Source organism: Pseudomonas sp. CGJS7 (assembly GCF_036961695.1).
This window is the reverse complement of the sequence record NZ_JBAMDI010000045.1, coordinates 1-21,154: the sequence shown is the minus strand read 5'-3', so window position 1 is coordinate 21,154 and position 21,154 is coordinate 1. Positions and strand designations below refer to the sequence as shown.

At 67.8% G+C, this 21,154-nt stretch carries 19 protein-coding genes, 1 pseudogene and 1 riboswitch; of the genes and pseudogenes, 7 read left to right on the top strand and 13 right to left on the bottom strand.

Translation table 11 applies throughout. From position 1 onward, the window contains the following. Positions 1-103: 103 nt before the first annotated feature. From V7787_RS24970 to V7787_RS24940, 7 genes are read right to left on the bottom strand one after another with little or no spacing between them, the layout of a single operon-like run. Complete coding sequence (locus V7787_RS24970) at positions 104-331, bottom strand: hypothetical protein (RefSeq protein ID WP_336089949.1); 228 nt, start codon at positions 329-331, stop codon at positions 104-106. A gap of 49 nt (positions 332-380) precedes the next feature. Beyond that, positions 381-1,040 (bottom strand): epoxyqueuosine reductase QueH, encoded by a 660-nt coding sequence (locus tag V7787_RS24965; protein WP_336089947.1) that lies wholly within the window; start codon positions 1,038-1,040, stop codon positions 381-383. Further along, positions 1,037-1,927: a 3-hydroxyisobutyrate dehydrogenase gene (mmsB, locus tag V7787_RS24960; protein ID WP_336089946.1), complete on the bottom strand. Its 891-nt coding sequence runs from the start codon at positions 1,925-1,927 to the stop codon at positions 1,037-1,039. Before mmsB ends, V7787_RS24965 begins: the two co-directional genes overlap by 4 nt. Further along, entirely contained in the window at positions 1,924-3,099 is a 1,176-nt protein-coding gene (locus tag V7787_RS24955; RefSeq protein ID WP_336089945.1) for an enoyl-CoA hydratase/isomerase family protein, read from the bottom strand. The genes mmsB and V7787_RS24955 overlap by 4 nt, the downstream gene beginning before the upstream one ends. Beyond that, a complete protein-coding gene (locus tag V7787_RS24950) occupies positions 3,096-3,890 on the bottom strand; it encodes an enoyl-CoA hydratase (RefSeq protein WP_336089944.1) in 795 nt (264 codons plus the stop codon). The genes V7787_RS24955 and V7787_RS24950 overlap by 4 nt, the downstream gene beginning before the upstream one ends. Then, positions 3,887-5,041 carry an acyl-CoA dehydrogenase family protein gene (locus V7787_RS24945; RefSeq protein ID WP_336090011.1) on the bottom strand — a complete coding sequence of 385 codons (1,155 nt, stop codon included), beginning with the start codon at positions 5,039-5,041 and terminating at the stop codon, positions 3,887-3,889. The genes V7787_RS24950 and V7787_RS24945 overlap by 4 nt, the downstream gene beginning before the upstream one ends. Before the next feature lie 35 nt (positions 5,042-5,076). Next, complete coding sequence (locus tag V7787_RS24940) at positions 5,077-6,591, bottom strand: CoA-acylating methylmalonate-semialdehyde dehydrogenase (RefSeq protein WP_336090010.1); 1,515 nt, start codon at positions 6,589-6,591, stop codon at positions 5,077-5,079. A 141-nt stretch (positions 6,592-6,732) separates the two neighbouring features. After that, positions 6,733-6,937, bottom strand: a riboswitch (cobalamin riboswitch). A gap of 568 nt (positions 6,938-7,505) precedes the next feature. Here V7787_RS24940 and V7787_RS24935 point away from each other — a divergent pair. Next, the gene (locus tag V7787_RS24935) at positions 7,506-9,734 is read left to right on the top strand and encodes a TonB-dependent siderophore receptor (protein WP_336089943.1); all 2,229 of its coding nucleotides are present in this window, start codon (positions 7,506-7,508) and stop codon (positions 9,732-9,734) included. 61 nt (positions 9,735-9,795) lie between these two features. Here the strand turns inward: V7787_RS24935 and V7787_RS24930 are convergent, their stop codons facing one another. Together V7787_RS24930 and V7787_RS24925 are read right to left on the bottom strand one after the other, a co-directional pair. Continuing rightward, positions 9,796-10,806: a hypothetical protein gene (locus V7787_RS24930; protein WP_336089941.1), complete on the bottom strand. Its 1,011-nt coding sequence runs from the start codon at positions 10,804-10,806 to the stop codon at positions 9,796-9,798. 432 nt (positions 10,807-11,238) lie between these two features. Then, on the bottom strand, positions 11,239-11,673 hold the full coding sequence (locus V7787_RS24925; RefSeq protein ID WP_336089940.1) for a hypothetical protein: 435 nt from the start codon (positions 11,671-11,673) through the stop codon (positions 11,239-11,241). A gap of 302 nt (positions 11,674-11,975) precedes the next feature. Here V7787_RS24925 and V7787_RS24920 point away from each other — a divergent pair, with 302 nt between their 5' ends. Then, positions 11,976-12,626, top strand: a complete 651-nt coding sequence (locus V7787_RS24920) for an antitoxin Xre/MbcA/ParS toxin-binding domain-containing protein (protein WP_336089939.1) — start codon at positions 11,976-11,978, stop codon at positions 12,624-12,626. 124 nt (positions 12,627-12,750) lie between these two features. After that, entirely contained in the window at positions 12,751-13,227 is a 477-nt protein-coding gene (locus tag V7787_RS24915) for an RES family NAD+ phosphorylase (protein ID WP_336089938.1), read from the top strand. Between the two features lie 654 nt (positions 13,228-13,881). On the opposite strand, the gene V7787_RS24910 is transcribed toward V7787_RS24915, so the two are convergent. The 4 genes from V7787_RS24910 to V7787_RS24895 form a co-directional block, all read right to left on the bottom strand. Further along, a complete protein-coding gene (locus tag V7787_RS24910; protein WP_336089936.1) occupies positions 13,882-14,598 on the bottom strand; it encodes a DUF4166 domain-containing protein in 717 nt (238 codons plus the stop codon). Next, positions 14,576-16,090 carry a TIGR01777 family oxidoreductase gene (locus V7787_RS24905; RefSeq protein WP_336089935.1) on the bottom strand — a complete coding sequence of 505 codons (1,515 nt, stop codon included), beginning with the start codon at positions 16,088-16,090 and terminating at the stop codon, positions 14,576-14,578. The genes V7787_RS24910 and V7787_RS24905 overlap by 23 nt, the downstream gene beginning before the upstream one ends. Positions 16,091-16,102: 12 nt before the next feature. After that, positions 16,103-16,537 (bottom strand): thiol-disulfide oxidoreductase DCC family protein, encoded by a 435-nt coding sequence (locus V7787_RS24900; protein ID WP_336089933.1) that lies wholly within the window; start codon positions 16,535-16,537, stop codon positions 16,103-16,105. A gap of 65 nt (positions 16,538-16,602) precedes the next feature. Continuing rightward, positions 16,603-17,277: a GbsR/MarR family transcriptional regulator gene (locus V7787_RS24895; RefSeq protein WP_336089931.1), complete on the bottom strand. Its 675-nt coding sequence runs from the start codon at positions 17,275-17,277 to the stop codon at positions 16,603-16,605. A 254-nt stretch (positions 17,278-17,531) separates the two neighbouring features. On the opposite strand from V7787_RS24895, the gene lexA reads away from it, so the two are divergent. The 4 genes and pseudogenes from lexA to V7787_RS24875 form a co-directional block, all read left to right on the top strand. Beyond that, on the top strand, positions 17,532-18,182 hold the full coding sequence (gene lexA / locus V7787_RS24890; protein ID WP_336089930.1) for a transcriptional repressor LexA: 651 nt from the start codon (positions 17,532-17,534) through the stop codon (positions 18,180-18,182). Positions 18,183-18,190: 8 nt separating this feature from the next. Beyond that, positions 18,191-18,859 (top strand): annotated as a pseudogene (locus V7787_RS24885) (hypothetical protein); the annotation flags it as partial. A 327-nt stretch (positions 18,860-19,186) separates the two neighbouring features. After that, positions 19,187-20,641, top strand: coding sequence for a Y-family DNA polymerase (locus V7787_RS24880; RefSeq protein ID WP_336089929.1), 1,455 nt, complete (start codon positions 19,187-19,189; stop codon positions 20,639-20,641). Continuing rightward, positions 20,638-21,154: PHP domain-containing protein (locus V7787_RS24875; RefSeq protein ID WP_336089927.1), on the top strand; the 517-nt coding region annotated here is incomplete at its 3' end. The genes V7787_RS24880 and V7787_RS24875, both read left to right, overlap by 4 nt.

Here is a 21,154-nt window from a genome sequence, read left to right as displayed (position 1 = left end):
AGAGCCCGGGTAGAAGACCTGGCGTCCCCTGGCGGCGGCTCGAGGCGTGCGATGGATATCGCCTGCGGATGATAGCAAGCGGCCGGCGGCGCCCGGTATCGGCTCAGGCCCGGTCGACCTTCCCGGCCAAGGCATGCCCCGGGTATTTGCGCCGCACCAGCACCATCGCCTCTCTGCGATTGCTGGCGCGGACCGCTTCGACGAAGCTCATCGCCTCGACGCTGAGCGGCTCGCCCGAGCGGCTGGCGCGGCGGCCGAGCACCCAATAATCGTGATGGTCCTGCTCGCGACCCGCGTGCACGACCTCGACGTAGAACGTCGGTTTGCTCATAGACGCCGCTTTCCTTGTCGCGATGGCTTCCACTGGCGCTCTGCCGCGCTCAGTCGGCTTCCGGCTCGTCGCCGTAATACATCACCCCGAGCTTGATCCGCTCGCGCCCTTGCGCTTTGCGATGGCGGTTGGTATCGCGCAGCGAGTACACGCAGCCGCAGTACTCCTGCTGGTAGAAGCGCTCGCGCTTGCTGATTTCGACCATGCGCGCGCTGCCGCCGTCCTTGCGCCAGTTGAAATCCCAGTAACCCAGCCCGGCATACGGCGCGACCGCACGGTGGCCGCTGTCGTTGATCTGCGCCATGTTCTTCCAGCGCGAAATCCCCAGCGAACTGGTCATCCACTCGAACCCGTGCTCGTGCGCATACAGCGCGGTGCGTTCGAAACGCATGTCGAAGCACATGGTGCAGCGGATGCCGCGTTCGGGTTCGTTTTCCATGCCCTTGGCGCGGGCGAACCAGTTGTCGGTGTCGTAATCGGCATCGATGAAGGGCACGCCGTGCTTGCGCGCGAAACGGATGTTTTCGTCCTTGCGCAGTTCGTATTCCTTCACCGGGTGGATGTTGGGGTTGTAGAAAAACACCGAGTACTCGATGCCGGAGGCCACGAAGGCCTCCATCAACTCGCCCGAACACGGCGCGCAGCACGAGTGCAGCAGCAGCTTGCCGCCCTGCCCCGGCGCGGTCAGCGGTTTGCGCGGCGCGCTCATGCGTCCTTGGCGACCAGCTTGATCACACTGGAGAAATCCAGGCCGCCGTGGCCGGCGCGGCTGTTCATCGCATACAGATTGCGCGCCAGTTCGCCGAGCGGGATCGATGCGCCCACGCCCATCGCCGCTTCGGCGGCCAGGCCCAGATCCTTGAGCATCAGATCGTTGCCGAAACCGCCGCTGTAGCCGCGCGAGGCCGGCGCGTTGTCGAGCACGCCCGGCCAGGGATTGCAGACTTCGGTGGCCCAGCTGCGGCTGGTGCTGACCGCCATCATCTGCGACAACACCTTCGCGTCCAGGCCGTGGGCGACGCCCAACGCCAACGCTTCGCCGGTGACCGCCATGATCACGCCCAGGGCCATGTTGTTGCACAGCTTGGCCACCTGCCCGGCGCCGCTGGCGCCGACGTGGAAGATGTTCTTGCCCATCGCCTGCAAGGCCGGGCGCGCGCGTTCCAGCGCCGCGGCTTCGCCGCCGACGATGAAGGTCAGCGTTCCCGCGGCCGCGCCGGCGGTGCCGCCGGACACCGGCGCGTCGATCATGTCGATGCCGGCGGCGGCGGCGGCTTGCGCGACTTTCTGCGCCGAGGCCGGGGCGATGGTGCTGCAGTCGATGACCAGCGCGCCGGGCGCGATAGCGCGCAGCAGACCGTTCTCGCCCAGGTACAAACCCTCGACGTGGCGGCTGGCCGGCAGCATCGAAATCACCACTTCGGCATCGGCCACCGCGGCAGCGGCGCTGTCCGCGGCGACCGCGCCGGCCGCGACCGCGGCCTGCACCGCGGCGGCGGACAGGTCGAACACCCGCAACGAATGCCCCGCCTTGAGCAGATTGGCCGCCATCGGCCCGCCCATGTTGCCCAGTCCGACGAACGCGATGCGGCTCATGCTCGATTCTCCGTGGAAGCTTCCAGAGCGGACAGCGGGTGAGCATCGTCGGCCCACGGCGCGATGAAGAATGCGTCGGCCCAAGCCGCGTCGGCATCGGCCAAGGCGGCCGGATTCCATCGCGGGTTGCGGTCTTTGTCGATCAACAAGGCGCGGATGCCCTCGGCGAAATCGCCGTGCGCCGCGCATTGCAGCGACACCAGATACTCAAGGCGGAAGGTATCGGCCAGCGACAACGTGGCGGCGCGGCGCTGCAGTTCATAACCCAGGCGCGCCGAACCGGGCGCACCCGCGGCCAGGGTCTTGCGCGCGGTTTGCAGCCATGCATCGTCGGTTTCGAGCGCGTCGATGCGCGAGACCACCGTCGGCAAATCCTCCGCGTTGCACAGCGTTTCGACCAGCCTCGCGTGCTGCTGCAGCGGACCGGCCGGCGCGGCTTCGCCGCGCGCGCGCAGCAATCCGCTCAGCAGATCGCGATCGCGCGCAGCATCGCCCGACCAGGCCGCGGTGACCAGATCGGCGTACACCGCGCCGCGTTGCGCTTCGGGCACGTAGTGATCGGCCAGCCCGGCGTAGATCGCATCGCCGGCGTTCAACGGCGCGCCGGTCAGGGCCAGGAACAACCCGGCGCGGCGCGGCACCCGATTGAGCAGGAAGCTGCCGCCGACGTCCGGGTACAGGCCGACGGTGATTTCGGGAAACGCCAGCCGCGAGCGCTCGCTGACCACGCGATGACTGGCGCCGGCCATCAAACCGATGCCGCCTCCCATCACGATGCCGTGGCCCCAGCACAGCAGCGGCTTGGGATAGGTGTGGATGCGATAGTCCAGGCGGTACTCGGTAGCGAAGAACTCGCTCGCCTGGGCGTTGTTGCGGATGTCGCCGCCGCCGGCCGCGCGGTACTGGCTCATGCCGCGGTACAGGCCGTGCAGATCGCCGCCCGCGCAGAAGGCTTTCTCGCCCTCGCCTTGCAGCACCACCAGCGCCACCGAGGCGTCGCCGGCCCACGACGCCAACTGCGCGTCCAGCAGCGTCGCCATCTCCAGCGACAAACCGTTCAAGGTCGCCGGCGCGTTGAGCGTGGCGATGCCGAGCTTGCGGCCGTTGGCGACCGCGCGTTCCTCGAACAACACCGGCGCCGACGTCGCGATTTCCTGCAGGGAGGCGTTCATGCGTTCTTCCATTGCGCCGCGCGCTTTTCCAGGAACGCCGCCACGCCTTCGACCTGATCGGCGCTGTCGAACAAGTCCACGAACGCCTCGCGCTCGCGCACCAACGCGGTCGCGTGCGATTGGGTGCGGGTGGCCTGGATCAAGGCCTTGCACGAGGCCACGCTGATCGGGCTCTGCTTCTCGGCCTGCTTGGCCCAGGCCAGGGCGCGCGCCTTGGACTCGCCCTTGCCGACCACTTCTTCGACCAGGCCGATGCGCAGCGCGGTCGCCGCATCCACCCGCTCGCCGAGCAGCATCATCCGCTTGGCCCAGCCTTCGCCGACCAGACGCGGCAGGTTCTGGGTGCCGCCGGCACACGGCAACAACCCGACGGTCGCTTCCGGCAGCGCCACTTGCGCCTGTTCCTCGATGATCCGCAGATCGCAGGCCAGCGCGCATTCCAGGCCGCCGCCCATCGCATAGCCGTTGATCGCCGCGATCGACACGCCGCGGAACGCGCTCAGCGCTTCGAACGCCTCGCCGAAGCGGCGCGCCGCCTCGCGCGCCAGCGCCTTGTCGCCGCTGGCGAACTGCTTGAGGTCGGCGCCAGCGGAGAAGAACTTTTCGCCTTCGCCGACGATCACCAGCGCATACACCTCGCGCTCGCCGTCCAGATCGCGGACCAGATCGCGCAACGCGGCCAGACTGTCGCGGGTCCAGGTGTTGGCCGGCGGATTGCTCAGGGTGACCACGGCGGTGTGGCCGTCGATCTCCAGCTTCAGCCCGGTGTAGGCCTTATCGGCAAGACTCATCGCAATTCCTCGTCGGTGTTCAGCAGGTGGCGCGCGATGATCACGCGCATGATTTCGTTGGTGCCTTCCAGGATCTGATGGACCCGGCAGTCCCGCAGCAGGCGTTCGATCGGGTATTCGCGGATATAGCCGTAACCGCCGTGGATCTGCAGCGCCTCGTTGCAGATCCAGAAGCCCGCGTCGGTGGCCAGACGCTTGGCCATCGCACACCACACCGTGGCGTCGGCGCTGGCGCTGTCGACCTTGCGCGCGGCGGTGTGGACCATCTGGCGCGAGGCGATCAACTGCGTGGCCATGTCGGCGAGCTTGAACTGCAAGGCCTGGAACTCGGCGAGCTTCTTGCCGAACTGGCGGCGCTCGCCCATGTAGCGCCGGGCCGCGTCCAACGCGCCCTGGGCCGCACCTAGCGAGCAACTGGCGATGTTGAGGCGGCCGCCGTCCAGACCTTTCATCGCGATCTTGAAGCCGTCGCCTTCGCGTCCCAGCAGGTTCTGCGCCGGCACCCGCACGTCTTCGAACGCGATGCCGCGGGTGGGCTGGCTGTTCCAGCCCATCTTCTCTTCCTTGCGCCCATAACCGATGCCGGCGCTGTCGGCCGGCACCGCGAACGCGCTGATGCCGCGTGCGCCATCGCCGCCGGTGCGCGCCATCACCACCAGCATGTCGGTGGAGCCGGCGCCGGAGATGAACGCCTTGGCGCCGTTGAGCACGTAATGATCGCCGTCGCGCACCGCGCGGGTGCGCAGCGATGCCGCGTCCGAGCCCGCGCCGGGTTCGGTCAGGCAGTACGACGCCAGGCGCCGGCCGCTGGCCAACTCCCGCCCCCACTCGGCGCGCACCGCGTCGTTGGCGTGCGCGGTGAGCATCCAGGTGGCCATGTTGTGGATGCTGATGAACGCCGCGGTGGACGGATCGACCGCCGCGAGTTCTTCGAACACGATCGCCGCATCCAGGCGGGTCAGCCCGGAACCGCCCGCCGCTTCGTCGACGTACAACCCGCAGAAACCCAATTCGCCCGCCTGCGCGATCGCCTCGCGCGGAAACACGCTGTTGGCGTCCCAATGCGCCGCGTGCGGCGCCAACTGCGCCAAGGCGAAATCGCGCGCGGCCTCGCGGAACGCCGCCTGTTCTTCGCTCAGCCCGGTCGGCAACGCCGCCGCGACCTGCCAGTCCATGACGGCGGCCATCACTTCAGGCTGATCGTGGTGTTGACGCCCTGGCCCGAGGTTTCATCGTCGAACCAACGCGCGGTGACGGTCTTGGTCTGGGTGTAGAACATCACCGCCTGCTTGCCGTATGGACCCAGGTCACCGAGCTTGGACGCGCGCGAACCGGTGAACGAGAACAGCGGCACCGGCACCGGAATCGGCACGTTGATGCCGACCTGGCCCACGTCGATGTCTTCCTGGAACTTGCGCGCGGCCGCGCCGGATTGGGTGAAGATCGCGGTGCCGTTGCCGTTGGGGTTGGCGTTGATCAGCGCGATCGCCTGTTCCAGCGTGTCCACGCCGAGAATCACCAGCACCGGCCCGAAGATTTCTTCCTGGTAGATGCGCATGCCGGGTTCGACCGCGGAGAAGATCGTCGGCCCGATGAAGTTGCCCTGCGCGTAACCGGGCACGTCCGGCTTGCGGCCGTCGAGTTCCAGCACCGCGCCCTGCTCCACGCCCGAGGCGATCAGCGCTTCGACGCGTTCGCGCGCGGCGCAGGAAATCACCGGCCCGACGTCGGTGCCCGGCTCGGTGCCGGCGTTGACCTTGAGCGTGCGCGCCTTGGCCACCAACTCGGGAATCCAGCCGCGCGCCTCGCCCACCAACACCGCGGTGGACGCGGCCATGCAGCGCTGTCCGGCCGCGCCGAACGCGGCGCCGGCCATCGCGTTGAGGGTTTGTTCCTTGTTCGCGTCGGGCAATACCACGGCGTGGTTCTTCGCGCCCATCATGCATTGCACGCGCTTGCCGGCCAGCGTTGCGCGCTGGTAGACGTGGGTGCCGACCTTGGTCGAGCCGACGAAGGACACCGCCTGAATGGTGGGGTGATCGCAGATCGCATTGACCACGTCTTCGCCGCCGTGCACGACGTTGAGCACGCCCTTGGGCACGCCGGCCTGCAACGCCAGCTCGACCAGACGCATGGTCACCAGCGGGTCTTGTTCGGACGGCTTGAGCACGAAGGTGTTGCCGGTGGCGATGGCCATCGGGAACATCCACAGCGGGATCATCGCCGGGAAATTGAACGGGGTGATGCCGGCGCACACGCCCAGCGGCTGCAGCAGCGTGTAGGTGTCGACGCCGCCGGCGACGTTGTTGGCCAACTCGCCCAACTGCAGGTTGCCGATCGCCGCGGCGTGCTCGACCACTTCCAGGCCGCGGAACACATCGCCTTCGGCATCGGGCAAGGTCTTGCCCTGCTCGGCGGTGAGGATCGCGGCGAGCTCGCTCATGTGCTCGCGGATCAACTGCTGATACTTGAGGAAGATCCGCGCGCGCGCGCCGATCGGGGTCTTGCGCCAGGTCTTGAAGGCGCGCGCGGCGGACTCGACCGCGGCGTTGACCTCATCGGCAGTTGCCATCGGCACGCGCGCCAGCACCGCCTGGGTCGCCGGATTGACGACTTCGCGCCATTGCGTGGTGGTGGATTCGACGAACTCGCCGTCGATCAAAAGCTTGACCGTCGCGACGTCGGTCGCAACGCGATGCATCTCGTTCATGGTCGGTCTCCGTATCGCACACCCGCGAAAGCGGATGCCGCGGAGAGATCAGACAAGACGACACGAAGGCGAACGGACGCCGCATCGCATCAGCTCGTCCGGTTGCCCGCCGCAACACCCGAGAAGGACATCTCCCGATGTCCGCCACGGGCCGGTCTCCGGGCTTGCGAGCGATGCCGTGGCATCACCCCGACTCCTTCCCGCGCGAGCGCAGTGGTTTACGTCGGGTGTTCTCGCCTACCGTTGCGGGGGCAGCGCCGGAATAGGACGGTTAGGTCCGCACCGGCTTCCCGTTTCACCCTGCTCGCCGGTATGGACCGACGGCAAGGCACCTGTGGCGGGCGGAGTGTAGTGCTTGGCGATGGTCGCGGACAAGCGGCAGCGCGGCGGCGCGCATTCAGTTCGGCGGAATCGGCGCCGCATGCGCGGGCGCATGGCGCGCGCGGTGCCACGATGCGCATGCGGTGCGCAACCGTGAATCGCGTTGTTGGCGATGCGAAGCCGCTGCGGCGTGATGCTGTTTGTCACACATATCACCGCTCGATCGGTGCGGCTGGCAGCGGAGAATCGGACGCGATCGTCGACGTGGATCCGAATGCGATCGCGCGATCGATACAAAGACTTGCCGACTGACCCACTGACTCGACAGCGCGCAGTCGGCCGGTTCGCAACGCATCGCAACGATTGAATCGTTACCCCGCATGCCGATCGCGTTCGGGCGCATCGAATCGCCGACACCGCGAATTGTCGCTGCATGCATATTGCGTGTGACGACCGCATCAAACGATAATGATTCCCATCTTCCTTTGCAAATCGCCTGCGCCCCCATGCCCTCCTCCCGCACTGCCGCGCACCCGCGGCGTTTGGTTACGCCTGCGCGTCGCACTCTGTTTTCGGCCCTTACCTTGCTGCTTTCGCTCGGCGCCACCAGCGCGCAGGCCGAAGACGCCGCCGATGCGGACCAGGTCAAGAACCTGCAGCAGGTCCAAGTCACCGCCGAATCGCTGGACTCGTACGCGGCGCCGGCCACGGTCTCGGCCACGCGCATGGTGCTGACGCAACGCGAGACCCCGCAGTCGGTCACCGTGATCACCCGCCAGCAAATCGAAGACTTCGGCTACGTCACCATCGCCGACGTGTTGCAGAACACCACCGGCATCTTCGTCAACAATCTCTCCAGCCTGGAACGCCCGAGTTTTATGGCGCGCGGCCTGGACGTGAACAACATCCAGGTCGACGGCGTGCAGCAATTCCCCGGCGGCCGCCGTCCCGACGTCGGCGGCGATTCGGTGGCCTACGAACGGGTCGAACTGGTCCGCGGCGCCAATGGCCTGATGACCGGCACCGGCGAACCTTCGGCCACGGTCAACATGATCCGCAAGCGCGCGACCCGCCGCCATGAGGCCTACGTCAACGCAAGCGTGGGCCGCTGGAACAATTACCGGATCGAAGGCGACGTGTCTGGCCCGCTGCTCGCCGACGGCCGCGTGCGCGGCCGCGTCGCCGCCGCTTACACCGATCGCGAGTCGTTCATCGACTACTACAGCACCGAGAAAAAAACCCTCTACGGCACGCTGGAAGCCGACTTGAGCGACAACACCCTGCTGCGGATCGGCCTGGAAACCACCAGCACCGATCAGGGCGGCGTGATCAACACCAACAACGTCTCGTACTGGTACAGCGACGGCAGCCGGATCAATCCGCCGCGCTCGTTCAGCACCGCGGCCAAATCGAGCGCGTGGCCGCTGGAGGAGCGCACCTATTTCGCCGGGCTCGACCACAGCTTCGCCAACGGCTGGCATCTCAGCGCGATCGCCACCCACAACACCATCGACATGCAAGGCGGCCAGCTGTATTTCATGATGCCGTGGGATTACCCGGACCGCGACGGCGGCGGCCCCTACACCGACAGTGCGGTGATCTCGTGGTCGGCCGACAAACAGAACACCTTCGACGCGTTCGCCGAAGGCCCGTTCCGCCTGTTCGGACGGGAGCATCAACTGGTGTTCGGCTACAACAGCTTCTCGCGCACGCGCACCACGCTCGGCACCGACTTCGATCCGGCGACGCGGCCGCTGCGCGGCGAGGAAGTGGTGCTCGATGCCTACAACCTGTGGACCTGGCGCGGCCAAGCGCCGCGTTACACCGCCTACCGCACCGGCCATCGCGACAATGCGGTGCATACCGATCAAGGCGGCGGCTATCTCGCCGTGCGGCTCAACCTCGCCGATCCGCTGAAACTGCTGCTGGGTGCGCGGGTCAGCAATTGGAAGACCTGGACGCGCAATTTCGACCGCGCTACCGGCGCCTTCAGCGGCATCAGCGACGGCTACCGCGTCGACGACGAAATCACCCCGTACGCCGGCCTCGTCTACGACCTGAATTCGACCTACTCGCTGTACGCCAGCTACGCCGACGTATTCCTCCCGCAGGAGCAATACGATCGCAACGACCGCATGATCGAACCGATGATCGGCAAGAACTACGAGATCGGCGCCAAGGCCGAGTACCTGGACGGCCGGCTCAACGCTTCGTTCGCGTACTTCGAATCGGTGCAGGACAACCTCGCCATCGCCGACCCGAACGTGCCGCCCAATTACCTCACACCCGGCGGCCGTTCGCCGTACGTGTCCAGCGGCAAAGGCAACCGCACCAAGGGCGCGGAATTCGAGTTCTCCGGCCAACTGGCGCCCGACTGGAACCTGTACGGCGGCTTCACCCACGCCATCACCCGCAACGGCGCGGGCCAGCGCATCAACACCTACATCCCGAAAAACCTGTTGCGGCTGTCCACGACCTACCGCCTGCCCGGCGCGTGGCGGCGCCTGACCGTCGGCGGCGGTCTGCAATGGCAGAGCGCGTACCACACCGTCGCCGGCTACCCGCTCTCGCCCGAACGCTCGGCGCAGGCGCCGTACGAACTGCTGCATGTCGGCACTCACGTGCGCAGGCAAAGCGCGGTCGGCTTGGTCAATGCGATGGCGCGCTACGAGATCAACGACCGGCTGTCGCTGTCGTTGAACGTCAACAACCTGTTCGACAAGTACTACTACAACAGCATCTCCGAGTACGACGGCAGCGTCGGCTGGGGCGAGCCGCGCAATTGGGTCGCTTCGGCGCGCTATCGCTGGTGACCGCGGCCGATCGCGCCGTGCCCGAATCCTCGCGCGAGCGGCCAGTACCGGCGCTCGCGGGTCAGGCCGCGCAAGTAGCCAGTTGCTGCTTCGCGTACCAGATCGCGCGGCGCGCCTGGTTGTAGGCCATGTCGGCCGAACGCGGCAGCAGATGCTCGGCGCGGATCGGGTCGACGCCGCTGGCCATGGCGCGTTCGACTTTTTCCAGTTCGCTCAAATGCGTGAGCGCAGGCGTCAGCAATTTGCGCAGGCGCGCGCGATCGCAACCGGGGTGATCGGCTTCCACTTCGCCGATCGCCCAACGGATGCGGCGACTGGCTTCGCCGTCCAGCCCGGGCACCGGCTCCTGGGCGATGGGCGCGGCCTTGTAGGCATCGCCGGTGGCTTCGCTGCCCAAATCCGAAGGCCGTTCGTGCAGGGCCGGATTGAAGCGCACCGCCGGCGGCGGACGCGCTTGCGCGGATTGGATCTGTTTCTTGCCGGGCAGTTTGTCGACGATTTTCTTCAGTCCCTTTTTGGCGCTCTGCATCAGCCCGTCGGCGAGATTGCCGTCGGTCTTCCAATCCTTGGCGAACATCGAGTCTTGCGCCTGGATCGGCACCGAGCGCTCGAACCTGCGCTTGGCCGCGGCCAGCCTGGGATCGTCGGGATCGCCCGGCGCGCGCGCCTCGGGCGCGCGCATGGGATCGAACTCGGGGCTCACGCCGATCGCGACGCGGCCATCGGCGGTATACAAACGCGGGCGAGCCGGCGGCGCTGGCGAGTCGTCGTTGGGGCGCGGCGCCGCTGGCGGGGCGATGACGGGCGCGCTCGCGGTCGAACGCGGCGGCGTGGGCGCAAGTCGCGACGACGTTGCCGGCCGCGTTGCGGCCGCGGCCGGAATCTCGATGAATTCTTCAGTCGGCGGCTGCGAAGCCGCCGGCTCGATCAGAACGACGTCCATCGGTTCGGCCGCGGGCGGCGGCGGCGGCAACGAAAACAACAGCCAGCCGGCGAACAGCGTCGCCGCGACGGCGATCAGCAAGGCGCTCGCATGGATCCAGGCATCTTGCTGCGGGCCGGCTTTGTTCATTCGTCCTTCGAAGCGTCTGCAATGCGATGGCCGATGTCGACGCGGCCGTGTCCGAATGAGCGCTCGCACACGCATTCGGAAGCTCGGTAAAACCTTGGAATCGGCCGCGTGCTTGAGCGGATCGAACAGCCCGAACGAACCGCCGTGGATCGGCGTGGGAGCTTGTATCGATCAGCCGGAACATGAAGACCGCGCGGCCCTGCGGTCGACGTGCGCAACGATACCGAGCGCAATGCCCGCTAGAGAATAAAAATTCCGTTGCTGCCGACGGCGTGCGCGCAGTCGGTGTATCTCGCGTTCATCATTCCGGCGCCGACGCCGGGAACGCGCCTTCATGCCGCGTTCAAACGAAAAGGCCGGCATGCGCCGGCCCTTTGCTCGTTCATTGCGAACGGCTCGCGCGTGTTGGCGCGAAGCTTGGGTGCGTGCGGATCAACGCTTGCGGAACGACGGCACCAACGCGCCTTCGGCGAGCTTGCCGTTGGCCTTCCACACCACCGTCTCCTTGGGGAAGTCGTCGCCGCGGGTGGCCGCGACCACGCGCGCAGCCAACACCTTCGGCGCGCCCTTCACCACCGGGTTCCAGGCGAACACGCCCTGCTTGCCGTACCACACCACCGGCGTGGTGCTGTCCAGGCGGCGGTCCGGGCACAGCGCCATATCGCGCGACAGCAGCGTCTTCAGCGCGGCGGCCGGGACCGCCGTGACGCCCGGGCGGGTGCGGTCGTTGGAATGGTCCGGACAGACTTCGGCCGAACGCGCGATCGCGTCTTCGTAGACCTGACGGTCCTTCTGGGCATGGGCGGGCAACGCGGTTACGACGATCAGGCCCAGGCACGATCCGAAGATGCGCGATTTGCGATTCATTGAACACTCCTAACGATGGACGAGTTGCGACAGGCGATTGCGGCAGGCGAATTGCGGTCCCGGCGCGGTCCGGCATGGACGGGCCAGCGCTGGGCCGCCCAGCATAGCAACCGCAAATGGCCTAATTCGTGTCGGCGCCGGCCTGCCCCGCCGCGCCGATGAGCACAGCATGGTCCAACTACGTCGCAGAGCCCGCGAACGGATGCGGGCCGCCCCGGCCCGGTTCGCGACGCCGCGCACATTTTGTATATTTTGATGCTATCATCCGTCCAGATTAAGACTGACCGGACCGGATCCCCGCCATGAGCAAAGCCGCCAAGACCCCCGCGCAGGCCAAGGCCGCGCCGCGTTCGGCCGCCAAAACCGCCGCCAAGACCAGCCCGCGCGCCCAGCCCGAGATTCGCGAGAGCCGGCTCGGCGCGCAGGAAGCGGCCTATCCCAAGCCGCCGTGGCGCAAGCGCGGCCTTTCGGTGAAGGAACCGCACGCGCTGCAGTCGTACCACGCGCCGGGCACGCTCAACGGCTACGTCGCGTATCTGCGCACCGCCAGCCCGTTGCAGCGGGTGGAGGCCGAACGCGAAGGCGTGCCGGCGCAGGTCATCAAGCACATGGCCAGCAGCATGGAACTGTCGGCGGTGCGCATGTTCAACATCCTCGGCGTCGCCAAGGCCACCGCCGAAAGCAAGGCCGCGCAGCAGGCGCGCATTACCGGCGCCAGCGGCCAGGCCGCGCTTGGGGTGATGCATCTGTTGGGCATCGCCGAATCCATCGTCGCCGGCAGCACCGAAGAAGGCGCGCGCGATTTCGACTCGGCCCGCTGGCTGGGCAACTGGATCGAGCAACCGCAGGCGGCGCTGGGCGGGCAGAAGCCGGCCGACCTGCTGGATACGCCGACCGGCCTGAGCGTGGTCGCGCGGCTGCTGGGCTCGCTGGAAAGCGGCGCCTACCAGTGACCCGGCGCGTATTGCGCCTTGCGGGCGCGCGGATGGCCGCGCGCCCGCTTTATTCGCGCGGCGCCGTTTTGGCGCCCGCCACCGGGATCGCGACCCGATCCCTCGCCACCAGGACCAGGCCGCAATGAGACTTTGGCGTATCGCCGGCGAGACCCGCGCTTACCGCGCCGACGACATGAGCGGCGCGGGCGCGGCCAAGTTTCCGGGCCGCTGGAACGACGACAGCCAGCGCGTGGTCTACAGCGCCACCTCGCTGGCGCTGGCGGCGTTGGAAACCGCGGCGTACGTGGATTCGCACGGCTTGCCGTTGAACCGGCACGTAGTGTCGATCGAGGTGCCGTCGGCGGTGTGGAAGGCGCGCATCCAACTCACCTCGCACGACCTGCCCGGCGGCTGGGACGCGGTCCCGGCCGGCATGGCCAGCGTGCGGATCGGTTCGCAATGGCTGACCAGCGGCGCTTCGGCGTTGCTGTTGGTGCCTTCGGTGATCGTGCCCGAGGAGTACAACGCACTGATCAATCCCGAGCATCGCGATGCGAAGAAGATGCGCGCGACGGCGGGGCGGAAGTTTCAGTACAACGTGGTGTTTCGGGCGGTTTGAGGGGTTGGGTTTTGGGTTCGAAAGACGACGGCCGTCGCTGTTCGTCCGCTGCCAGTCGCCAACCGCGTACTTACCTACCGTCATTCCCGCGAACGCGGGCTCCGCTTTACTTCGGCGGAGCCGAACATCCAGTGCCTTTCGTGCGAGAACGTTTGAAGTCGCTGGATTCCCGCTTTCGCGGGAATGACGATCTGGAGAGATGGCGCTGAAGTCTCTGGATTCCCGCCTTCGCGGGAATGACGTTCTGGAGGAATGGCGCTGAAGGCTTGAGGCTCACGCTTTCGCTCCTGCCTTAAGCGCATGCGACAAGAACTTGAGGCTCACGCTTTCGCTCCTGCCTTGAGCGCATGCAACAAGAAACCGCACACCTACCTACCGTCATTCCCGCGAACGCGGGAATCCAGTGCCTTTCGTGCGAGAACGTTTGAAGTCGCTGGATTCCCGCTTTCGCGGGAATGACGATCTGGAGAGATGACGCTGAAGCCTCTGGATTCCCGCTTTCGCGGGAATGACGTTCTGGAGGGATGACGCTGAAGCCTCTGGATTCCCGCCTTCGCGGGAATGACGTTCTGGAGGGGTGGCGCTGAAGGCTCTGTGCCCCTCCCTGCGGGAAAGACGAACCAAAAGTCCGCCTCCCCGCCCACACCCCACGCCTCAACCCAGCGGATCGCTCATCCGCTCGAACGTCCCGTCCTGATGAAACAGCGGCCCGAACCACGGATGCGAGACGTCGATACTGACTTCGAAATGCTCCGCATCCAGGTCGCGATGCACCAACAAAAAGCGACCCGGCCAGAACGGCTTCGGCAGCGGCAGGCGCAAGCCGCGCCAGTGCAGGAAATAGCCTTCGTCGACGAACACCAGCCGGTTGGGCAGCACTTCCAGCCGCACCCGCATGCCCAAGCCGCCGCCGAAGTGCTCCAGCAGCCGGCCGTCGTCGTCCAACACCATATGCGAGCGGAAGCTGAAGACTTCATCGACGAAGTGATAGGTGCGGGTCTTGATCCATCCCAGCCCGCGCGCCATCGGCTGTACGTCGAAACGGAACGGCACTTCGTCGGCGTTGTGGTGCGGCAACACCCGCGCGTAACGGATCAAGCGCGCCAACAAACCGCCCAAGCGGGTGCAGCGGACCTGATGCATGTTGCCGACGTATTCGGCCTGGGCCTGCCCGGGCTTGAGTTCGAAACGCGCCTGGATATGCGGATGCAGCAGCGACCAGCGCGCGCCCAGCGCGGCCCGCAGCAACGCGGCCAGATCGTGCGATGCGGGCGCAACCCGCGGTTTGCCGTCGCCGCCGGCGATCTCGCCGGCGCTGGCCTTGGCTTCGGTGCGATCGGAAGCCAGGTCAATGGGATGCAACAGTTCCATGTCGGTCCTTTGGGTGTCCTTCACCCGTAGTAAGAGAACGCGGATTGGCGTCCAAACCGGCGCGACCGGCGCGCAACGCGCTGTCCAGGTCGGGATGGAGGAAACGGAAGCGCTGATCGAGCAGGCGTTGCGGCGCGACCACCGGGCCGTCGAGCAGCATCGTCGCCATCTCGCCCAGCGCCAGCCGCAGCGGCGCGGCCGGCATGCGCAGGAACGCGGGACGGTGCAGCGAACGCGCCAGCGCCTGGGTGAATTGGCCCTGGCTGCAGCCGCCCGGCGCGACCAGGTTGTAGGGGCCGCGAATGCCGACGTGTTCGACCGCTTGCTCGACGAAATTCAGCACGTCGTCCAGGTGTACCCAGGCGAACCACTGCTTGCCGTCGCCGAGTCTGGCGGCGCCGCCGAGCGCGGCGCTCAGCGACAGCATCGGCAACAACCCGCCGCTGCGATGCAGAACCAAACCCAGACGCATCGTCACCAGACGCACGCCCTGCTCCGAGGCCTTGGCCGCGGCGTGCTCCCAGGCCACGCACAGCTCGCTGGGGAAATCGCCGCGCACCGGTTGCGGGTCGCGCAGTTCCGGCGCGCTGCGCGCATGCGCGCCGTACAAACCGACCGCGCTGGCCTGCAGCCACAGCGCCGGCTTGCGCTGGGCGCGATCGCACCAGGCGCGCAAGGCATCGGTGGTGCCGATCCGGCTGGCCAGCAAGGCGCGTTTGCGCGCGGGCGACCAACGCGGCCCCACCACCGGCGCGCCGGCCAGATTGATCACCACGTCGATGGCTTCGTCGTCGCGCAGTTCGGCGGTATCGCCGATGCAGCGCGCGCGGCCGCCGAAGCGCAAGGCGGCGCGGCGCGGATCGCGGCTGAGCACGGTCACCCGGTGGCCGCCGGCCAGCAATCCTTCGATCAAGGCGGTGCCGATGAAGCCGGTGCCGCCGCTGACCAGAAAGTCTTGCTGCGGATGCTCGCGCAGCAACGCGCGCGGCTCCGGTTCGGCGGCGTTGGCGCGCGCGGCCAGACCGTCGCGCACCGCCGAGATCGCGATACCCACCGCCGCCGCGGTCAACAGCCACGACATCCAGCCGAAGGAGTGGCTCTGCAACGCGCTCGGCGCGGCCCAATCCTGCCGGGTCGCCAGCGCGTACACCGCGAACATCGCGCCGCCGTTGACCGCCAGGATCGTGTGCAGCACGCGCTCGGTATTGGGCAGCAACCGGGTCGCGTCTTCGACCACGAAGTCCCACAAGGTGATGCCGACTTCGATCAGCACCAAGGCCCACACCGCCGCCAGCCACGCGCCTTGCGGCTGGACCCAGGCGAACACCAGAAACAAAAAACCGTAGACGAAGCCGCGCGCCGAATGCAGCTTCAGCTCCAACGCGGCGCTGCGGCGGTTGGCGAGTTTTTCCATCAACTCGTGGTGGGCGATGGTGTCGATCGCGCCCAGCACGATCTGCAACAGCAATAAGGCGATGAACAAACGTTCCATGACGCGCCTCGCTCAGTAGTGCGTGGGGCAATGGCCGTCGTCGCAGCGCGGCGCGGCGTCCTGGCCGGTTTCGCGGAAACCCAGCCAGCGCGAGACGCGGTGGCGGTTCGGCGCGATCCAGCGATACGCGCGCGCGGCCAGACGGCCGGCGCCGGGCGCGCGCAGCGGCCAGGTCAGCCAGCCCAGGCCGACCGCGCGGTAGGCCTCGGCGATGCCGGGCACGCCGATCCGCCATTCGCCGTCGGCGCAGCGCACGTGCAAGGCGTTGCGCATCGCCTCGAGTTCGAAACCCCATTCGCGCGCATCGAACTCGGGCGCGGCGATGTCGACCAGGCGCAGCCGGTCGTGGCAGTCGCGGGCCTTGAGCCGGTGCATTTCGGTGCGGCACAGCGGGCAGGCACGGTCGTACAGGGCGATGACTTGGAGCGGGGCAGTCTTGGTGCTCATGATCGTCTCCTACAGTTATTTCGGTAATTACAGAAATTGATAGGCAAAAAAACGCCGGCGCGCGCTCAGGGCGAGCGCTCGCCCGGCATGGTCTGGGTCGGGGTTTCATCGACGGCCGGCGCATCGTTGTCGGCCTCATCCTCGAACATCACCCCGCCGCTGGCGCCGGTCTGCGGCGGCGGCATTTGCGGCGCCGGGCCGCGCACGAATTGCTGGATGCGCGCGCCCATCTTCAGCAGCTTGATCAGGGTCTTGGGATCGAGCCGGTTCATTTCGTCGATCCAGCTGGTGCCGGTCTCCATGAACTCGAGCACGTCGCGCATGCGCTCCAGAGTGCGGCGGTCGCGCGGATCGTTCGGGTCGGGCGGCACGGCGGCGTTGTCGCCGTCGAGCACGGCGGTGCGCAGCATGGTCAGGGTCGGTTCGATCTCGCGCCGGCGGCGCTCCTGGACCACGGCGCGGAAGATGTCCCACACGTCCTTGTAGGTCTCGAAGTGGTCGCGGCGGTCGCCCAGCACATGGCTGACCCGGGCCAGGTTCCAGCCCTGCAGTTCCTTGAGGCTGGTGCTGACGTTGGAGCGCGCCAGATTGAGGGTTTCGCAGATTTCGTCGGCGGTGATCGCGCGTTCGCTCAGGAACAGCAGCGCGTGGATCTGGGCCACGGTGCGGTTGACGCCCCAACGGCTGCCCATCTCGCCCCAGTGCAGGATGAAACGTTCTTGGAGCGGGCTGAGGGCCATGGGCTTCTCTTATTTCTGTTTAGACAGAAATTAAAGAATTGATCGAAGTGAGTCAATGGGTCGCAGCGACCGTTGGTCGGTTGCTGTGCGAGGCGATGGCCGCGGTGCCCACGGCTCGGCTGCGACTGCCCTAATCGGATCAGATATTTAGGCGCGAATTCTCAACGAATCAGGCGTCTTTTCGGCTCATCTCACTCCACGAGATGGCACACGCGCACGCTGCAGTCCGGCCGATTTATTACTAATATTAGTACATGAGCCTGACCGACCTCCGCCGCGCCTTGTTGGCCTATCTGCACCAGCGCATCGCCGCCGACGGCCTGCCGCCGTCGCAGCAGGAGATCGCCGCGCACTTCGGTTTCCGCCAGAACCGCTCCGCCGGTTACCACCTGCAGGCCTTGCAGGCGCAGGGCCTGATCGAGCTGCTGCCGGGCCGCGCGCGCGGCATCCGCTTGCTCGACGCCGGCCTGCAGGAACTCGATGCCGACCCCGCCGGCTTCAGCGCCGCCGCCAACGACGACCACCGCCTGCCCCTGCCCATCCTCGGCCGGGTCGCCGCGGGCTCGCCGATCGGCGCCGACATCGACGCCGACACCTATGTGCTGCTCGACCGCGCGCTGTTCTCGCTGCGTCCGGATTACCTGTTGCGGGTGCAAGGCGATTCGATGCGCGAGGAAGGCATCTTCGACGGCGATCTGGTCGCCGTGCACCGCACCGGCCAAGCGCGCGACGGCCAGGTGGTGGTCGCGCGCATCGACGATGAAATCACCATCAAGCGCCTGCGTATCGACGCCGACGGCATCGCCCTGCTGCCGCGCAATCCCGACTACGCCCCGATCCGCGTCGCCGCCGATGCCGACTTCGCCATCGAAGGCGTCTACTGCGGCCTGGTGCGCAGCGCCTGAGCGCGGCCATGAGCAAACTCATCGCCCTGGAAAGCCTGATCGGCACGCGCCAGTTGTGGCGCGGCCAACCGGCCCATCTGGCGCCGTCGGCGCAGCCCACCGGGCACGCCGCGCTCGATGCCGCCCTGCCCACCGGCGGCTGGCCCGAGGCCGCGCTGACCGAACTGCTGCTGCCGATGCACGGCGTGGGCGAACTGGAACTGATGTGGCCGGCGTTGGCGCGGCTGTCGCAACCGGCCGCGCAGTTGCGCGGAGCGCCGCCGAAACGCGCGTCCGCGCAGGCTTCGCATGCGCTGGAAGGCGGCATGATCGTGCTGGTGGATCCGCCGTTTCTGCCGTATCCGCCGGCCTGGCGCGATGCCGGCGTGGCGCTGGCGCGATTGCAGGTGATCCGCGCCCACGGCCGCGATGCGTTGTGGGCGGCCGAGCAATGCCTGCGCTCGGGCGCCTGCGCGGCGGTGCTGTGCTGGCCGCAGCGCGCCGACGATCGCGCGTTGCGGCGTTTGCAGGTCGCGGCCGAAACCGGGCAATGCCTGGGCTTCGCCCTGCGCGACAGCCGCGCCGCGCTGAATCCCTCGCCGGCCGCGCTGCGCATCGCCATCGACGCCGCACCGCGGCAATTGCGCGTGCTCAAATGCCGCGGAGGCAATGCGCCGACGCGGCCGATCGCGTTCGCAAGCGCGCGCCATGACGATGTTGCGGCGCGCACGCACGAGGAGGATACGCAAGCGGCGATCCAGCCCGTACCCGCGCCCAGCGCCGCGATCGTGCGCCTGGCTCCTGCGCGCATCCAAGCCGAGCGCAAGCCGCCGGGCCCCCGCGGCGAAAGCGATGTCGCCGCATTCGCCGATCGCCGCGAACGCACACCGAGCCTGATCGCCAAAACCAACGCCACGCCATCGATCTTCGCCGACAACGCGTTGGCCGCGAACGCGCACGACGCTGCCTCCTCCATTTCGACGACGCCCCGCTCCGCGCCGCCGCCGGCGCACTGAGCCCTCGCCATGCGCTGGGCCTGCCTGCTGCTGCCGCAACTGGCGATGGACGTGGTCCTTCGCAATCACCCGCATCCCGAGCGGCCGCTGGTGCTGGTCGACGGCCCGCACGCGCGCCGGCGCCTGCACGCGGTCAACGCCGCCGCGCGCGCGATCGGGCTCAGGCCGGGGATGTCGCTGATCGCCGCGCACGCCATCGTCGACGGCTTTCAGATGGTCGAACACGACCCAGCGGCGGTCGAACGCGCGCGCCAGTTGCTCGCCGCCTGGGCCTACCGCTACAGCTCGCAGGTCAGCACCGAATTCGCCCACGCCATCGTCCTGGAGATCGGCCGCAGCCGCGCGTTGTTCGGGCTGTGGCCGCAGTTGCACCAACGCCTCGGCCAGGAACTGCGCGAACTGGGTTTCCGCTACCGCATGGCGGCGGCGCCGAATCCTTACGCCGCGCGCGCCCTGACCAACATCGCCGACGGCCTGTTCTTCGACGACGACATGCTGTTGCCGGCCCTGGCCAAGATGCCGATCGAACGCTGCGGCCTGGATGCCGACACCGTCCAGGCCTTGCAGCGCATGGGCCTGCGCAAGCTCGGCGCGGCCTTCGAGCTGCCGCGCGCGCCGCTGGCGCGACGCTTCGGCCAGGACCTGCTGACCCGGCTGGATGCGCTGCGCGGCCTGGCCCAGCCGATGCTGAATTATTTTCTGCCGCCGGACGTGTTCGATGCGCGGATCGAACTCGGTCACGAAGTCGAATCCAGCCTGGCCCTGCTGTTTCCGTTGCGCCGGCTCACCGCCGATCTGTCGGCGTATCTGTCCGGCCGCGACGGCGGCGTCGCCCGGTTCAAGCTGATCCTGGAACACGAGCATCACTCGCATCGCGAACGCATCGCCGACAGCGAGGTGCCGATCGGCCTGCTCGCGCCCGAACGCGAGGCGGCGATGCTGTTCGAACTGGCCCGCGGCCGCCTGCAGCACGCGCAACTGCCCGCGCCGGTGGTCGGCCTGCGCTTGCTGGCCGAAGAACTGCCGCCGTTCGTGCCGGCGCGGCGCGACTTGTTCGACCCGCGCCCGCAACAAGCCCTGCCCTGGGCGCAATTGCGCGAGCGCCTGCGCGCGCGGCTCGGCGACGACGACGTGCACGGGCTGGCGCTGCACCCGGACCACCGGCCCGAACGCGCCTGGCGCAGCGTGTACGGCGATGCGCCGGTGCGCGCCGACAAAACCGATGCCGCCGCCGTGGCCGCGCAAACCACCCGGCCGGGTTGGTTGCTCGGCCAGCCCGAACCGCTGCGCGAACCGATCGCGCGCATTCTCGCCGGCCCGGAACGGATCGAATCGGGCTGGTGGGATCAGGACGAAGTGCGGCGCGACTATTACCTAATCGAAACCGCCAAGGGCCAGCGCGCCTGGGCGTATTGCGAGGCCGGCGGCGACGGCCCGAACATGCTGCATGGGTGGTTCGCATGAGCGCCGGCGCCCTGCCCGATTACGCCGAACTGCATTGCCTGTCGGCCTTCAGCTTCCAGCGCGGCGCCTCGGTGGCCAACGAGTTGTTCGATCGCGCCAAGGCGCTGGGTTATCGCGCGCTGGCGATCACCGACGAATGCTCGCTGGCCGGGATCGTGCGCGCCTGGCAAGCGGCCAAACGCACCGAACTGGCCTTGATCGTCGGCAGCGAAATCCGCGTGCACGATGGCCCCAAGATCGTGCTGCTGGTGACCGGTTCGGCCGCCTACGCCGACCTGTGCGGGCTGATCACGCAAGCGCGCAGGCGGGCGAAAAAAGCCGAATACCTGAGCCTGGCCGAAGACTTCCGCGAGCGCAGCGCGAACCTGCTCGCATTGTGGGTGCCCGACGGCGACGAACGCGACGATGCGCACGCCGCATGGCTGCGCGAGCGTTTCGGCGAGCGCCTGTGGGTCGCGGTGGAACTGCACCGCGGCCCGGACGACAGCGCGCGCCTGGCCGCGCTCACCGCGC

What these genes read in the sequence shown, in the direction of transcription:
- lexA (WP_336089930.1), top strand. Translation starts at nt 17,532, where the DNA reads ATGAGCCTGACCGACCTCCGCCGCGCCTTGTTGGCCTATCTGCACCAG.
- V7787_RS24965 (WP_336089947.1), bottom strand. Translation starts at nt 1,040, where the DNA reads ATGAGCGCGCCGCGCAAACCGCTGACCGCGCCGGGGCAGGGCGGCAAG.
- mmsB (WP_336089946.1), bottom strand. Translation starts at nt 1,927, where the DNA reads ATGAGCCGCATCGCGTTCGTCGGACTGGGCAACATGGGCGGGCCGATG.
- V7787_RS24920 (WP_336089939.1), top strand. Translation starts at nt 11,976, where the DNA reads ATGAGCAAAGCCGCCAAGACCCCCGCGCAGGCCAAGGCCGCGCCGCGT.
- V7787_RS24950 (WP_336089944.1), bottom strand. Translation starts at nt 3,890, where the DNA reads ATGAGTCTTGCCGATAAGGCCTACACCGGGCTGAAGCTGGAGATCGAC.
- V7787_RS24930 (WP_336089941.1), bottom strand. Translation starts at nt 10,806, where the DNA reads ATGAACAAAGCCGGCCCGCAGCAAGATGCCTGGATCCATGCGAGCGCC.
- V7787_RS24940 (WP_336090010.1), bottom strand. Translation starts at nt 6,591, where the DNA reads ATGCATCGCGTTGCGACCGACGTCGCGACGGTCAAGCTTTTGATCGAC.
- V7787_RS24910 (WP_336089936.1), bottom strand. Translation starts at nt 14,598, where the DNA reads ATGGAACTGTTGCATCCCATTGACCTGGCTTCCGATCGCACCGAAGCC.
- V7787_RS24900 (WP_336089933.1), bottom strand. Translation starts at nt 16,537, where the DNA reads ATGAGCACCAAGACTGCCCCGCTCCAAGTCATCGCCCTGTACGACCGT.
- V7787_RS24895 (WP_336089931.1), bottom strand. Translation starts at nt 17,277, where the DNA reads ATGGCCCTCAGCCCGCTCCAAGAACGTTTCATCCTGCACTGGGGCGAG.
- V7787_RS24880 (WP_336089929.1), top strand. Translation starts at nt 19,187, where the DNA reads ATGCGCTGGGCCTGCCTGCTGCTGCCGCAACTGGCGATGGACGTGGTC.
- V7787_RS24970 (WP_336089949.1), bottom strand. Translation starts at nt 331, where the DNA reads ATGAGCAAACCGACGTTCTACGTCGAGGTCGTGCACGCGGGTCGCGAG.
- V7787_RS24915 (WP_336089938.1), top strand. Translation starts at nt 12,751, where the DNA reads ATGAGACTTTGGCGTATCGCCGGCGAGACCCGCGCTTACCGCGCCGAC.
- V7787_RS24955 (WP_336089945.1), bottom strand. Translation starts at nt 3,099, where the DNA reads ATGAACGCCTCCCTGCAGGAAATCGCGACGTCGGCGCCGGTGTTGTTC.
- V7787_RS24925 (WP_336089940.1), bottom strand. Translation starts at nt 11,673, where the DNA reads ATGAATCGCAAATCGCGCATCTTCGGATCGTGCCTGGGCCTGATCGTC.
- V7787_RS24905 (WP_336089935.1), bottom strand. Translation starts at nt 16,090, where the DNA reads ATGGAACGTTTGTTCATCGCCTTATTGCTGTTGCAGATCGTGCTGGGC.